The following is a 14,624-nucleotide window of genomic DNA, read 5'->3' as shown; positions in this document are numbered from 1 at the left end:
CCACCGGCGCGCCGGGCGGGCGGATTCCCAGGCGGGTCAGCTCGCGCGGCGCTTGAGCTTGCGGCGCTCGCGCTCGCTCAGGCCGCCCCAGATCCCGAACCGCTCGTCGTTCTGGAGCGCGTACTCGAGGCACTGGGCGCGCACGTCGCACGTCGCGCAGATGCGCTTCGCGTCGCGGGTCGAGCCGCCCTTCTCGGGGAAGAACGCCTCGGGGTCCGTCTGGGCGCACAGCGCGTCGCTCTGCCAGGCGAGCGCCGTGTCCTCCTCGGTCGCAGGCCGCACTCCGGGAACACCGAGGTCGACCGGATCCACGAACCAGTTGTCGGGAACTCCGGATCGATACTGCGAAGTCGCCATCGTCGCTCTCCCACCCCTTGTCCTATCCCCCCACGCGGGCAGCGTGTGCACCTAATTACAACCGTGTGATTCGGATAGGTCAAGTCGCGGATCGTAAACCCTGAAGGGGAGATTGAAGGTTCACCGGGCGTGTCGGCGTGTCGGCGAGGCGTGTCGCCGACATCGGGACGCGCCGTGCTGCAGCGCGTCCCGCCGCGTCAGGCCGCAGCGCCCGGCTCGGCGACGAAGACCTCGCCGTCGCCGTCGAACCGCAGCTGCGCCGTGTCGGGCGTCGCGAACAGAGCGCGTCCCGGCACGAGCTCGACCGCGTCGCCGCCGTCGGACACCGTGACCGCGCCGGCCGTCGCGAGCACGATCGCGGGGCCAGCGGGGCGCAGGCTCGCCTCCTCGTCCTCGCCCGCGCGCACGCGCAGGAGCCGGAAGTCCGCGACCGGCACCGGGAACGCCTCGACGCCGCGGCTGCCGTGGTCGACCGCGACGGGGAGCACGACGGGCACCTCGCCCGGGGTCGGGTCGACGACCGCGAGGAGCTCGTCGACGTCGATCCGCTTGGGGGTGAGGCCACCGCGGAGCACGTTGTCGCTCGCGGCCATGAGCTCGACGCCGAGACCCGAGACGTACGCGTGCAGCTGACCCGCGCCGAGGAACAGCCCCTCGCCGCGCCGCAGGAGCACGTAGTTCATGAGGAGCGCGACGACGACGCCCGGGTCGCCGGGATAGATCGACGCGACGCGACGCGCGTTCGCGAGCTCGGCCGCGAACTCGGTCGACTGGGCCTCGTCGAGGGCGCCGATGATCTCCGAGACCGTCTCCCCCGCCTCGCCGCCCAGCAGCCAGCCGAGCGCCTGGCGCAGGCCCTCCGCGTCGACGAGGCGATCGCGCAGCGGCGCGGCTGCGGGGCCGATCGCATCGAGCAGGCGCCGCGTCGCGTCGAGGTCGCGCAGCCCGCAGAGCGCCTCGAAGCGGTCGCTCAGCGCCACGATGATCTCGGGCTTGTGGTTGTCGTCGACGTAGTTGCGGGGAGCGTCGGCGTCGAGCGACGCCTCGCGCGCGAACCCCTCCTCGGCCTGCGCCTTGGTGGGGTGCACCTGGATCGACAGCGGCGACCCGGCCGCGAGCAGCTTGAGCAGGTACGGCAGGCGCCCGGTCGGCGAGACGTGCACGCCGTTGTCCGCGATCCACGCGTCGAGGGTGCGGCCGCTGCCGTCCGCGAGGTCAGCGGGATCCGACGGATGGTCTCCGAACCAGACCTCGGCCTCCGGCCCCTCGGCCGGCTCCCGGCCCTCGAGAGCGGCGAGCAGCGAACGCGATCCCCAGGCGTAGTCGCGCGGGACATTGGTGAGCGGTACGAGCACGATCCCACCTTAGGGTGCCCGCACGCGGCGGACGGTAGCCTGGTGCGCGATGACGCAGCTGAGCCGCCATCCGGTCGCGGACCCGCCCACCGCGCCGGAGCGCGAGAAGACGGGGCATCTCCTGCTGCGCGCATACGCGGTGCTCGTGGTGTTCTCCGCGCTCGCCCACTCGTTCTGGTACAACCTCGCCGGGATGGCCGGGGCCGCGGTCCTGCTCGGAGCGCTCACGCTCGCGACCCTCGCGATCTGGCTGCCGCGCCTGCGGCGCTCGCGGCGGACGACGCCGTTCGCGTGGCGTCGGCTCCCCTGGCTCGGGCTCGCCTATGCGGCCTTCGCGCTGCTGTCGCTCCTGTGGTCGGCGTGGCCGGCCGCGACGGCGGTGACCTGGCTGCTCCTCGCCTCCGCGACGCTGCAGGGGCTGTTCCTCGCCGACGCCCTCACCTGGCGCGAGCTCGTCCGCTGCCTCGAGATCTCCCTGCGCTGGGTGCTCGGCCTCTCGCTCCTCCTCGAGCTGTGGGTCGCGGGCATCCGCCGACGGCCGCTCCTGCCGAACTTCTCCGACGCCCCCGCCGATCCGGACCCGCACTGGTACTGGGTCCGCGGCAACCTCCTCGACGGCGTGCTCGATCCCGGGCGCGTGCAGGGCATCGTCGGCAACGCGAACCTCCTCGGCATCCTGTGCCTGCTCGCGCTCATCGTGTTCGGCATCCGGCTGGCCGACCGGGCGCCGTCGCCCGCCGTCCGCATCGTCTGGATCGCCGTCGCGGCCTTCCTCCTCCTCCGCTCGGGATCCGTCACGACGCTCGTCGCGCTCGTCGCGGTCGCGGGCGTCCTCTGCGCCGCCCTCCTCATCCGCCGCGCCGCGCTGCCGCGCGGTCGCACGCCGCTGTATGCGGTCTTCGCGGGCGTGGCCGTCGTCGGGATCGTCTCCGCGGTGCTCCTGCGCGAGCGGCTGCTCGCGCTCGTCGGGCGGGAGGGCGACCTGACCGGCCGCGGCGACATCTGGCAGGCCGTGCTCGAGCGCGCGAGCACGCGGCCCGTCGCCGGCAACGGCTTCGCGAGCCCGTGGCTCCCATGGGACCCGGCCTTCGACGGCTGGATCCTCGACCACGGCATCACGGTCTTCCACGCGCATGACATGTGGCTCGACGTCTACCTGCAGCTCGGAGCGATCGGCGTGGCCCTCGTCGCGGGCGTGTTCGCCGCGCTCACGTGGCGCGCGTGGTTCTTCGCCGTCGACCGCCCGCGCTGGGACATCCGCGCTGACCGCCCCTATCAGGCGATCACGCTGCTGCCGATCCTCGTCGTCGCGATGCTGCTCGTGCAGGGCCTCACCGAGTCCGGGCCGATCATGCTGTGGGGCTGGATGCTCGTGACGCTGCTCGCCTTCAAGATCAAGTCCGTCCCGCTCGTCGACGTCGGGGTCGCCGAGGCGTCGGCGCCGGAGAGGCGTCCGCTGCGGGTGCGGCGCGGATGAACCCGTACTCGCCCGTGCGGATGGCGGCGCGCCTCCTGCGCTCGGCCGATGTCGCGCGCGCCTACACGCTCGCGACGCTGCTGGCGGCCTTCGGGTCGCACGCGGTCGAGCGCACCGCGGGGCGCGTGACCCTCGCGACCGTCATCGTGTCGCTCGTCGTGCTCGGCATCGGCATCATCGCGGCACGGCGGCGCGAGCTGCGCCCCCTCGGGTTCGCCCCCACGAGCTTCGTGGTGTTCCTCGTGTGGGCGCTCGTCTCGACGATCTGGTCGAACGACGACGACGCGACCCTGGGCGAATGGATGTCGCTGGTCGCTTACGGGTTCCTCGCTCTCGTGATCGCGCACATCCGCGACACGCTGCAGACGGTGCGCGCCATCGGCGACGTCCTGCGGTGGCTGCTCGCGGCATCCCTCGCCCTCGAGATCCTCTCCGGGATCCTCCTCGACATGCCGTTCCCGTTCCTCGGGATCGCGGGCCAGATCGCGAACGGAGGCCCGATCCAGGGCCTCTTCGGCACCCGCAACATGCTCGGGTTCGTCGCGATCGTCGCCCTCGTCACGTTCCTCGTCGAGTGGCGCACGCAGTCCGTCCCGCCGCAGAAGGCCGCGTTCTCGATCACGCTCGCGGCCCTGCTCGCGGTGCTGTCGGCCTCCCCGACGGCGGTCGTCCTCGCGCTGTCCGTCGCCGTGGCGCTGCTCGCCCTGACCCTCGTGCGCCGCGCGGCCCCCGAGCGGCGCCGCTCCCTGCAGTGGACGCTCGCGATAGCGCTCGTGCTGTCGCTGTCGATCGCCTACGCTCTCCGCCATCCGATCCTCCGCTGGCTCGACGCGACGGCGGGCTTCTCGCTGCGCGCCGACCTCTGGAACGCGATCCTCACGTGGGTGGGCAACCGTCCGATCCAGGGCTTCGGCTGGCACGGCGGCTGGGATGCCGACGCGTACCCGATGAACGTCATCAACGTGCTCCTGGGCGAGTCGCACCGCTCGGCGCTCAACGCCTACTTCGACGTGCTGCTCCAGCTCGGCTGGGTCGGCCTGCTGCTCTTCGCCGCGCTCTGCGGCGTCGCGTTCGTGCGCTCCTGGCTCGTCGCGAGCGAGCGGAAGTCGACGGTGTACGCGTGGACCCCGGCCGTGCTCGCGGCGCTCATCGTCGACTCGATGTTCGAGAGCTTCACGCTCGAGGGCGCCGGCTGGCTGCTGCTCGTGCTGTGCGCCGTCCGCGCGGGCCAGTCCCGCTCGTGGCGCGAGAGCCTCGATCTCGTGGCGAGCGGGGGCGAATCACAGGATCCCCTGGCACCGCCGCGATAGGCTCGACGGCGGCCCGAACCCGGCGCCGATCCCGTCTCGCACCCGGAGCTCTCGCCGTGACACACGTCCTCCAGAGCGTGGTCTTCCCGCTCGACCGCGATCCCGACCTCCTGCCGCTGTACATCGATCCCGAGGTCTGGTCGACGATCGACGAGGAGCCGGTCCGCGTCTCCGACGTCGCGCATCTCTCCGACATCCTCGGCCGCACGCGCGCGGGGATCCCGGCCGGGACGCGCGTGTCGTTCGCGACGTACTTCAACGCCTTCCCTGCGTCGTACTGGCAGCACTGGACGAGCGTCCGCTCGGTGCGCCTCGCGGTGCGCACCGAGGGCACGGCGACCGTGCTCGTGTACCGCTCGACGGGCGACGCCGCCCAGCAGCGCATCGACACGAAGGACGCGTTCGGCGACGCCGAGACCGTGTTCGACATCCCGCTCACGCAGTTCAGCGACGGCGGATGGCTGTGGTTCGACGTCGTGGCCGGCGCGGAGGACGTCGTGCTCGCCGGCGGCGAGTGGACGACCGAGCAGGAGCCAGCGCGCACGGGCAAGGCGTCGCTCGGGATCACGACGTACAACAAGCCCGACTACTGCGTCGCGACGCTCGGCGCGCTCGCCGACGCCCCCGAGGCGCTCGAGCTCGTCGACCGCATCTTCATCGTCGACCAGGGCACCCAGAAGGTCGCGGCCCAGGACGGGTACGACGAGGTCGCCGCACGCCTGGGCGACCAGCTGCAGGTCGTCGAGCAGCCGAACCTCGGCGGCTCCGGCGGCTTCGCGCGCGCGATGCACGAGACGCTGCAGCGCCCCGAGAGCGACTTCATCCAGCTCCTCGACGACGACGTCCGCATCGAGCCGGAGTCCATCCGCCGCTCGATCACGTTCGGGCGCTTCGCGACGCAGCCCGTGCTCGTGGGCGCCCACATGTTCGATCTCCTCAACCGCCCGCGGCTGCACGCGTGGGCGGAGGTCGTCGACGAGCAGCCGTTCATGTGGCGCAACCTGTATCAGGAGAGGATGCCGCACGACTTCCGTCGCGCGAACATCCGGCAGACGCCCCTGCTGCACATGCGCATGGACGCCGACTACAACGGCTGGTGGATGTGCCTCATCCCGACCCAGGTCATCCGCGAGGTGGGCCTCGCACTGCCCGCGTTCATCAAGTGGGACGACGCCGAGTTCTGCCTGCGCGCGCGCGAGGCCGGCTACCCCACGGTGTCGCTGCCCGGCGCCGCGCTGTGGCACGTGTCCTGGATCGGCAAGGACGACTCGATCGACTGGCAGGCGTACTTCCACGCCCGCAACCGGATCGTCGCCGGCCTCCTCCACTCGAATGCGCCGCGCGGCGGGACGCTCATCCGCCACTCGCGCCGGGTGGACCTCAAGCACCTGATGATGATGCAGTACTACCCCGTCGCGCTGCGGAACCGCGCGCTGCGAGACGTGCTGCGCGGGCCCGCGCACCTGCGGGAGAACCTCGCGACCGCGATGCCCGAGGCGCGCTCCCTCGCCGCCCGCTTCCCCGAGACGGTCGTGCATCGCGACCCCGAGGTCGTCATCCGCTCGCGGCGCGGGCGCCAGGTCTTCCAGCGGCTCAAGCAGCATGTCTTCGACAGCCCCACCGGATGGCGGCTGCGGCTCTTCACCGCGCAGACGCTGGTCTCGCACTGGCTGCGGGAGCCCGACCCGGCCAACGTCGAGCGCCCCGAGGTCGAGTTCGGCAAGTCCGACGCGCACTGGTGGCGCGTCCCGCTGTACGACTCGGCGCTCGTGAGCGCGGCGGACGGCTCGGGCAAGAACATCTACACGCGCGACCGGCTGCTGTACCGGCGCATGCTCCTGGACTCCGTCCGGCTGCACGCGCGCCTGCGACGGGAGTGGCCGCGCCTGCAGCGGGAGTACCGTGAGGCGCTGCCCGGCCTCGTGTCCGAGGGCGCGTGGCGCGAGATCTTCGAGAGGCAGTCATGAGCGAGAAGACGTCCGTCGTGGAGCAGAGCTACGACCCGCGCGCGTTCGACCCGGCGACCGCGACCATCGTCGTCGTCACCTACAACCGCTCGCACCTCCTGTCGAAGCTGCTCGTCTCGATCGGCGAGATGGACCCGAAGCCGGGCCACGTCGTCATCGTCGACAACGCGTCGTCCGACGACACGACCGAGGTCGTCGAGTCGTTCCGCGCGGAGATCGGCACCGAGATCGTCTACCGGCGTCTCGAGGAGAACACGGGCGGCTCCGGCGGGTTCAGCGAGGGCATGCGCGTGGCGTACGAGCTCGGCTCGACCTGGATCTGGCTCATGGACGACGACGTCGAGGTGCTCCCCGACGGGCTCGCGCGCATGGGCGTGTGGGCGCCGCGCTTCAAGAGCATCCAGGGGCGCCGCTACGACTACGACGGCAGCGAGTTCTACTGGCAGTACCGCCTGTCGATCCCGCTCGGCATCCCGATCCCCTTCGCCCCGGCCGGCTTCGATGCCACGGGGTACCGCGAGATGAACTCCGGGTGCTTCGAGGGGATGTTCATCCACCGCGACATCGTGCAGAAGGTCGGGCTGCCCGATCCGCGCTTCTTCATCTACTGGGACGACTCGGTGTACGGATGGCTCGCGTCGCTCCAGACGACATCCGCGATCGTCAACGAGTTCGTGCTGCGCCGCACGCGCGAGATCAAGCAGTGGGACATGGGCGTGCGCCATCTCAACGCCTCGAGCAACGCGTACCGCTACTACATCATGCGCAACCGCGGCATCATGCGGCACTACTTCGCCGAGCACGGTGCGTACCGCCCCGTCCTCTTCGCCCTCGGCACGGCGCTGACCTTCGCCAAGGAGCTCATCCGCCTCATCGCCGTGGAGCGGACCGTGCGGGGAACGAGCAACCTCTTCCGCGGCATGCGCGACGGACGCCGCATCGCGAAGGACCGCTCGTGGCGCACCATGCCGCCGCTCGACGCCCCTGCCGCGCAGGACGAGAAGCGCTGAGCCCGTGCTGACCATCGCCGAGGACGCGGTCGTCGACCCGTCGGTCACGCTCCTCCACCGCGACGGCGATCGCGACATCGCGATCGGGGCCCGGACGAAGATCTACCGCGGGGCCGAGATCCTCGGCCCCGTCGAGATCGGCGAGGACGTCTTCATCAACCGCGACGCGTACATCCGCCCCGGCACGCGCCTCGGCGACCGCGTGAACCTCGGGCCGTTCGTGCGCCTCATCACCGACACGCATGAGATCGGCGGGCACGACAAGCGCGCGGGCGACGTGCGGCACGAGCCGATCTCGGTCGGCGACGGCACCTGGATCGGCGCGGCCGTCACGGTCGTCGGGGGCGTCCGGATCGGCGCCGGGTGCGTCATCGCGGCGGGCGCGGTCGTGACCTCGGACGTGCCGGACGACACCATGGTCGGCGGCGTGCCGGCCGCGGTCATCCGCCGCCTGCGCTGACGCGACCGCTACAGCTCGCCGGGCGCGGTGACCTGCTCGTCGATCTCCTCGAGCACGCGCTGCGTCCGCGCGGAGCGGCCGCGCCGGGGCGCGTACACGACGAGAGCGTGGAACGCGTAGCGGGCGACGAACGCGACCGCGAGCGTGATCGCCGCCGCGACGACGCTCGAGATGTGCCACGTCTCGACGAGCAGCGCGAGCACGGGGATCCGCACGAGCGCCTCGGTGTTGTTGAACGCGAACGACTTCGCGAACCGCGTGCGCCCGCTCGAGGCCTCGTCGAGCATCTCGCGGAAGACGAACCGCTCCTGCAGGAGGAAGTTCCCGATGATCGTCGCCTCCGCGGCGATGATCGCCGCCCAGATGTAGGGCATCCCGAGCTGCGTGAGGGTCCACATGATCGCGAGGTTCGCGACCGCGCCGAGCCCGCCGATGATCGCGAACGCCGACATCTTGCCGAAGCGCAGCGCCGCGAGCTGCACGAGGAAGCGGGCCCCCTGGCGGATCGACGCCTTCGACGCGCCCGCAGCGCGCTCGGCGAAGTCGAACGGGATCTCGGCGACGCGCAGCTGCTGCCGCGCGAGGATCTCGAGGAGGATCTTGAAGCCGCGCGGGCGCAGGAGCGCGAGGTCGACGCGCGTACGGTCGACGAGGAAGAACCCGGTCATGGGGTCGGAGCAGTCGCGCAGTCGCAGCGGGAACATCGCCTTCGTGAGCGCGGTGGTGACGCGCGAGACGAGGTTGCGGGTGAGATCGGCGAGACCCGCGGCCGAGCCGTCGCGCACGTAGCGCGACGCGACGACCGCGTCGACGTCTCCCGCGCGGAAGCGCGCGACGAGCGCGGGGATCCGCTCGGGCGGGTGCTGGAGGTCGCCGTCGATCACGACGCACGCGTCGTGGGCCGCCTGCTCGAGGCCCAGGATCACGGCGCCGCTGAGCCCGCCGACCGGCTCGTCGCGGTGGATGACGCGCACCGGTGTGTCGACGAGGCCGGCGACGCGGCGCACCTCGTCGGCCGTTCCGTCGCTCGAGTCGTCGACGAACAGGACCTCGCACGCGACACCGTCCATGGCGGCGACGATGCGCCGCACGAGCGGCTCGACATTCGGAGCCTCGTTGTAGGTGGGGACGATGATCGTCGCGCCGGCGAAGTGGTCGATCGTCATCCGGGGGTCGCGTCGCTCTCGGTCAGGGGCGCCGGGGCGGCCGGCGCGAGGTCGTCTTCCCGATTCTGCCAGCGGACGGGGGTGAGCATCATGCCGATCGCGAGCACGCTCCCGTACACGAGCGGCAGGATGTACCGCGGCAGCGCGACCGGGCTCGCCACGAGGAAGGCGAGGTTGACGAGGAGAGGCGACACCGCGAGGACGTGCAGCGGGCTGCGCCGGCGGATGGCGTACGCGAGCGCGATGAGCGGCACCCACGACGCGTAGAACGCCTTCGAGGAGAGGAGGTTGCCTTCCGCGAGCGACTCGGTCGCGCGGTTGACCGCGAGGCGCGCGTCGTCGAGCGCGGCCGGCTCGTGGAGGTCCTCGATCGCGGCCTCGATCTCGGCGCGCGTCGTGGTCGGCAGAGCCCTGGCCTCCCAGAAGTCGAGATAGCGGTCGAGCACGATCCCGCTCTGGAAGATCATCGGCGTGACCGGGGCGAAGTACTCGAAGGTGTTCGCGGCCGTCGCCGACAGCGCGGTGCCCGGATAGCGGATCACCTGCGCGAGCCACACCCGCGCGTAGGCGAGACGCTCCTCGGAGCCGGCCTCGAGGTTCCAGCGGCCCTTCACCGCATCCGAGCGCCGCGGCACATACGCCTCGCCGAGGCCGTCGTAGCGCAGCACGGCGTCGATGACCGCCCGCTCGTCTGCGGGGATCTCGTCGCCGTGCTCGGCGACGATGCGCGCGGTCTGCTGGACGGGGATCGTGAGCATGTCAGTCGCTGTGCCGGGCGCGATGCCGATCGCGGGGAGGACGAGGAGCGGCCACACGACGTTCGTCACGAGGAGCGCTCCCGCAGTCCCCGCTGCGACGCGCAGGCGGGCCCGCCGCGCGCAGATCACCAGCAGGACGACGGCGCACACGACGACGAGGTAGACGTTGGTGCGCTTGGCGAGGATGAGCGGGATGACGATGGCGAGCGCGACGACACCCACGCGCGCGCTGAGCAGCACGCGCCCGCGCGTGCGCACGGCCTCGACGAAGAGCACGAGGAAGGGGAGCCAGAACACGGCGGCGAACGCGTCCTTGCTCATGACCGACGGCGCGGCCATGAAGACCGGCAGGACGGCGACCGCCGCTGTCAGCGTCCAGCGGATGGGGCGCGCCATCCCGAGCCATCCGAGGTAGGTGAGCACGAGGGCCGCACCGGCCGCCGTGGCGGCCTCCTGCAGGAGGAGGAAGGCGAACAGGCCGATCCGATCGTCGCCGAGCGCGGATCCGAGATCCCAGAACCATCCGAAGACCATCGTGTCGAACCACGGATGGTGGTCGGTCTGCTCGAGCAGCCCCATCCACTGGAGCCGCTGCGTGATGGTGTCGCTGTCGACGTTGCCCGGCGCGTGCACGAGCAGCCACGGCAGCCAGCCGGCGAGGATGGCGCCGGCTGTCGGCAGCAGGCGCCGGCGCGCGGTCTCGCGGAAGGACGCCGGCTCGGGCACCGCGCGACGCCCGTCGAGCCAGCGGAACAGCAGGGTCAGCGGGACGAAGAGCGCGGCGCCGAGTCCGAGGACGACGAGGCCGCTGCCGACCGCGGCGCCGACGGAGCCGGCGAACCACACCGCGCTGTCGTTCGCGTCGAACGACGCCCCCACGACGACGAACGCCGCGAGGACGAGCGCCGTGGCCACGGCATGCGGATCCCACAGGGCCCGCAGCGCGGAGGGGCGGTTCACGCCTGCGCCCGCTGCGTCTCGGCCGACGGGGAGGACGCGTCGCTCCTGTTCCGCCGACGGGCGACGAGGGCGACGGCGACCGCGAGCGGCGCCGTCGCGAAGAACCCGAGCGCGTAGCGCATGCCGCCCGAGACCGGGCCGGCGAGGAAGGTCGCCATGAGCGCGGCGGCCGGCAGGGCGAAGGCCGCCTCGAGCCCGGCGCGCTTGCGCCAGAGCACGACGAGCGCGAGGATCCAGATCCACGTGACGAAGCCCGGAGACAGCGTCATCCCGATCACGGGGATCGCGAGATACCCCTCGTCGAGGAGACCGTGACGCTCGATGAGCGCGCGGATCCCCGTGAGGGGCTCCCCCTGCTCGCGGTCGCCCGTGATCTGATACGGGATGTCGAGGACGATCCCGCGGATGTCGTTCCACGACTCGTGCACGACGCCGTCGTACGAGGGCGCGCCCGGCGCCCAGTAGCCGACCGTGTTCGCGAGCGTCGCGGTGATCGCCGACCCGGGGTACTCCGCGACGAGCCGCAGCCATCCGCTCACGAACTCCCCCGTCGTCCGCTCCTCCCATGCCGCCCGCGCGTCGAGCTTGATCGGGTCCGCGAAGCCGGGGATGTAGTGGTCGCCGACGTCGTCGACGCTCCACCACGTGAAGACGTCGTCCACGAACGCCCGGTCCTCCTCGCTCATCGTCGCGTGGTGGTCGTGCGCGATCCGCGCGATCTGCTGCAGCGGAACCGACCACGCCTCGGTCTTCGGGCCGGGCTGCACGTCGAGCGCCGCCGAGAGCGGCCCCGCATAGAGTCCGTACGCGACGACGCATGCCGCGAGCACGGCGCCGACGCGCTTCCACTGGCGGCGGAACGGGATGATGAGCAGTGCGACGCCGAGCAGGACGACGTGGACGCCGTTGTTCCGGAGGACCATGGTCGCGATGCCCGCCGTGAGCAGGAGGACCCACGGCCACCGCGCGCGATCCCCGCGTCGGACGGCGCGCGAGACCTCGACGATCCCGATGAGGAAGAGCACGAAGGCCGACATGAAGGGGATGTCCTTCACGACCGTGATCGACGACAGGCTGAGCACGGGCAGCAGCGCGATCCACGCCCAGAGCGCCCACCACATGCGCGGCCCGACGCCCCATGCCGCGATGCGCCAGAGCAGCACGGCGAACACCGCGCTGGTCGACAGCATCTGCAGGACGGCCGCGAACGCGAGCGCCGCGGAATCGCTCAGGCCGAGCAGCTGCCACACGCCGTTCCACGCCGCGATGAGGAGGGAGTGCCCGACCGGCTCATAGGACTCCCAGGGGCCGAGCCCGCGCGCGTAGGAGAGGCTCCGGTAGGTGTCGAAGAAGATGAGCCCCGGCCACCACACGAGCAGGTACGGCAGTCGGCAGAGCACGATGAGCCCGAAGACGAGCCCGAGGGGGCGCCATGGCGTCGGCCCCGGTGCCCGCAGCGCCTCGACGAGTCGGCTGAGCCGCCCGCGACGGGGAGCGGGCACGGCGGCGGCGTCGGGCGTCGCGCGGTCGGCGAGATGCAGCAGGACCGCTGCGCCGAGGACGGCGGCGTACGCGGTGCCGAGGCCGTGCACGGCGCTCCAGCCCGACGGACGCAGCAGCCAGAGGTCGGCCTCCTCACGCAGGAGGGAGATGCCGGCCAGCTCCGCGACCGCGTAGGCGAGGCCCACCGGCACCGCCCAGCGCCAGACCTCGCGCGGCAGACGGCCGAGAGCGAGCCATCCGCCGTAGGCGATCGCCGCGAACGCCGCGATCGCGACGAGGCTGTTCCCCTCGAGCACGTCGCCGAGGGTCGCGGGCGTCGTGCCCGCGCACAGCGCGAGCGTCGTGGCGAACGCGCCCGCCACGGCGATGAGCACGCGCACGGCTCAGACCTCGGGGGCGCGCCAGCCGCGCCACTGCTCGAACGAGCCGTTCAGGAGCTGCGAGTCGGTGCGCTCCCACGTGTGCTTGGACGAGTGGCGGATGTACATGTAGCCGAGCGAATGCGTGCGGTACCCGATGCCGCCCTGCGTCTCGACGCGGATGAGCACCGAGCGGTCCGTGGAGTTCGGCGTGGGACGCCATCCGCCGAGCGCGTCGAAGGCCGCCCGCGACAGGAGCATCGCGCCGCCGGCGACCTGGTCGTGGTAGCGCTCGGTCGCGAACGTCCGGTGCACGGTCTGCGCGACCTCCTCGAAGAAGAGGTACTCCGTCGTCTTCCCGACGATGTCGGCACGGGAGTAGAGGTGCGCGAGGACGAGGTCGAAGACGTGGTGCTCGCTGTACCAGTCGTCGTCGTCGAGCTTGGTGATGAGGTCGCCGCTCGAGCGCCGGACGCCCTCGGCGAGGGCCGCGCCGAACAGGACGGTGCTCGGGACCTCGACCACGGTCACATCGAGCCCGCCGAGCTCGACCCCCGACAGGTCGGGAGCGGGGATCCCGTGCGCGACGACCACGACCTCCATGTGCGGGTACGTCTGCCGCGCCATCATCTCGAGCACCCCGGGGATCAGCTCGCCGCGCATCGTCGAGAGCACGACGCTCACCGAAGGGAGGTAGCGCGAGCCCGTGCGATGCTCGACGGCCGATGCGAGGCGCAGGAAGCCGGCGTGGTCGTGCATCGCGGCGCGCCGCAGCGCGACCGAGCGGCGCTCGCGCTCGAGCCCCATCGCGGGCCGATACGGGCGCCGGATGGCCTCGGCGATCCGCGGCGAGAGCTGCTCGGGCGCGATGGCGACGCTGTCCGGCAGCGAGTGCAGGATGACGCCGGCCGCCGCGAGCTCGGCGAAGCGGGTCGTGAGTCCCTCGGGGACGGGGCCGGCGAGCCCTGCGAGCGGCGAGAGGTCGACCGCCTCGACATTGCGGACGGCGGCGACGTCGCGCGCGCTGAGCGGCTCCGCGATGGCGAACTCGATGGGGCGGAGGTCGGGGTCGGTCGCGCCGAGGAGCCGGACGACCCCGCGCGGACGGTCGATGACGAGCCGTCGCGCCGGCGGCGACGGCTTGAACCCGAGGATGCGCCCGATCGGGTTGTGCACGTTGAGGTCGATGACCGGGCGCTCGACGCGCGGGTGCCCGAGGAGCGCCTCCCCCACCGTGAGCTGGTGGACGGCGTCCTCCTCCTCGCGCGCGAGATCGGTGCGGGCGGTCAGCAGCACATCGGCCTTGCGCAGGTGCCGTCCCTCGAGGGCAGGGGCGATCGGCTCGAGCTGCGGGATGCGCCGGCTCGGCAGGAGCGGCAGCGCCTCGGCGCCCGCGCTCGGATCGACCGCGAGAAGCGGGAAGCCCGCCCCGACGACCGGCGCGTCCGGGACGAAGGCGGGGATGAGGGCGTCGAGCACGCGCGCGACGGGAAGCGGCGCGTGCAGCGAGACGTGCGCCGACGCCGTGCGGCGCGCGGGGTCGTGCGAGAGCGTGACCGTGCGCGTGTCGCGCAGCGGCGCCATCCGGCCGCGCCAGCGCGGCGAGGGCGCCTCCCAGCGCTCGATGTGGACGCGCAGGTCCTGCGTCATCGCGCCGTCGGCGGCCATCACGAGGTGACGGAGCGCGTCGACGTCCGGCACCCGCAGGCGCACGGGCAGCGGCTCGTCCGCCGTCGGCGCGAGCGCCGGCGCCTGACGCGGATCGGTCACGACGTGCTCGCCGTCGCGGTCCGGGGCGTCCTGCTCATCGGGGCGACGGAACCAGCGGCGGACGGGCATAGATCGATCGGCTCCCCGAGTCGGCGGACGGATGGCCGCGAGCGCGGCGCGAGGAGTCTATCGTGCGCGCCTTTCGTCCCCGTGAGAGCGCGTCCGGCGGGCC

General features: G+C 72.2%; 11 protein-coding genes. 5 read left to right on the top strand and 6 right to left on the bottom strand.

The genetic code is table 11. The features are described 5' to 3' along the window. Positions 1 to 36: 36 nt before the first annotated feature. Positions 37 to 357: a WhiB family transcriptional regulator gene (locus tag GC092_RS04950; protein WP_271172827.1), complete on the bottom strand. Its 321-nt coding sequence runs from the start codon at positions 355 to 357 to the stop codon at positions 37 to 39. A gap of 197 nt (positions 358 to 554) precedes the next feature. Further along, positions 555 to 1,712, bottom strand: a complete 1,158-nt coding sequence (gene manA, locus GC092_RS04945; RefSeq protein ID WP_324014275.1) for a mannose-6-phosphate isomerase, class I — start codon at positions 1,710 to 1,712, stop codon at positions 555 to 557. Between the two features lie 49 nt (positions 1,713 to 1,761). Between manA and GC092_RS04940 the strand changes: the two genes are divergently transcribed. From GC092_RS04940 to GC092_RS04920, 5 genes are read left to right on the top strand one after another with little or no spacing between them, the layout of a single operon-like run. After that, the gene (locus GC092_RS04940; protein WP_324014274.1) at positions 1,762 to 3,189 is read left to right on the top strand and encodes an O-antigen ligase family protein; all 1,428 of its coding nucleotides are present in this window, start codon (positions 1,762 to 1,764) and stop codon (positions 3,187 to 3,189) included. After that, positions 3,186 to 4,499: an O-antigen ligase family protein gene (locus GC092_RS04935; RefSeq protein ID WP_324014273.1), complete on the top strand. Its 1,314-nt coding sequence runs from the start codon at positions 3,186 to 3,188 to the stop codon at positions 4,497 to 4,499. The genes GC092_RS04940 and GC092_RS04935 overlap by 4 nt, the downstream gene beginning before the upstream one ends. 56 nt (positions 4,500 to 4,555) lie before the next feature. Continuing rightward, a complete protein-coding gene (locus GC092_RS04930; RefSeq protein ID WP_324014272.1) occupies positions 4,556 to 6,466 on the top strand; it encodes a glycosyltransferase in 1,911 nt (636 codons plus the stop codon). Further along, complete coding sequence (locus tag GC092_RS04925; protein WP_324014271.1) at positions 6,463 to 7,476, top strand: glycosyltransferase family 2 protein; 1,014 nt, start codon at positions 6,463 to 6,465, stop codon at positions 7,474 to 7,476. Before GC092_RS04930 ends, GC092_RS04925 begins: the two co-directional genes overlap by 4 nt. Before the next feature lie 4 nt (positions 7,477 to 7,480). After that, positions 7,481 to 7,936 (top strand): acyltransferase, encoded by a 456-nt coding sequence (locus GC092_RS04920; RefSeq protein WP_324014270.1) that lies wholly within the window; start codon positions 7,481 to 7,483, stop codon positions 7,934 to 7,936. An 8-nt stretch (positions 7,937 to 7,944) separates the two neighbouring features. Here GC092_RS04920 and GC092_RS04915 read toward each other — a convergent pair whose 3' ends face one another. From GC092_RS04915 to GC092_RS04900, 4 genes are read right to left on the bottom strand one after another with little or no spacing between them, the layout of a single operon-like run. Then, entirely contained in the window at positions 7,945 to 9,102 is a 1,158-nt protein-coding gene (locus tag GC092_RS04915) for a glycosyltransferase (RefSeq protein ID WP_324014269.1), read from the bottom strand. After that, positions 9,099 to 10,820, bottom strand: a complete 1,722-nt coding sequence (locus GC092_RS04910) for a DUF6020 family protein (protein ID WP_324014268.1) — start codon at positions 10,818 to 10,820, stop codon at positions 9,099 to 9,101. Before GC092_RS04910 ends, GC092_RS04915 begins: the two co-directional genes overlap by 4 nt. Further along, entirely contained in the window at positions 10,817 to 12,703 is a 1,887-nt protein-coding gene (locus GC092_RS04905) for a DUF6020 family protein (protein ID WP_324014267.1), read from the bottom strand. The genes GC092_RS04910 and GC092_RS04905 overlap by 4 nt, the downstream gene beginning before the upstream one ends. Before the next feature lie 3 nt (positions 12,704 to 12,706). Then, the gene (locus tag GC092_RS04900) at positions 12,707 to 14,521 is read right to left on the bottom strand and encodes a glycosyltransferase (protein WP_324014266.1); all 1,815 of its coding nucleotides are present in this window, start codon (positions 14,519 to 14,521) and stop codon (positions 12,707 to 12,709) included. Between the last annotated feature and the right edge of the window lie 103 nt (positions 14,522 to 14,624).

This window comes from Microbacterium sp. JZ37 (genome assembly GCF_035188445.1).
GTDB classification, from domain to species: Bacteria; Actinomycetota; Actinomycetes; order Actinomycetales; family Microbacteriaceae; genus Microbacterium; species Microbacterium barkeri.
Note: the sequence above shows the minus strand (reverse complement) of the source record. Positions and strands in the feature narration are given on the sequence as shown.

Bases quoted from the DNA above. Each gene is read 5' to 3' on its own strand.
- GC092_RS04950 (WP_271172827.1), bottom strand. From the start codon at position 357: ATGGCGACTTCGCAGTATCGATCCGGAGTTCCCGACAACTGGTTCGTG.
- GC092_RS04940 (WP_324014274.1), top strand. From the start codon at position 1,762: ATGACGCAGCTGAGCCGCCATCCGGTCGCGGACCCGCCCACCGCGCCG.
- GC092_RS04935 (WP_324014273.1), top strand. From the start codon at position 3,186: ATGAACCCGTACTCGCCCGTGCGGATGGCGGCGCGCCTCCTGCGCTCG.
- GC092_RS04925 (WP_324014271.1), top strand. From the start codon at position 6,463: ATGAGCGAGAAGACGTCCGTCGTGGAGCAGAGCTACGACCCGCGCGCG.
- GC092_RS04915 (WP_324014269.1), bottom strand. From the start codon at position 9,102: ATGACGATCGACCACTTCGCCGGCGCGACGATCATCGTCCCCACCTAC.
- GC092_RS04900 (WP_324014266.1), bottom strand. From the start codon at position 14,521: ATGCCCGTCCGCCGCTGGTTCCGTCGCCCCGATGAGCAGGACGCCCCG.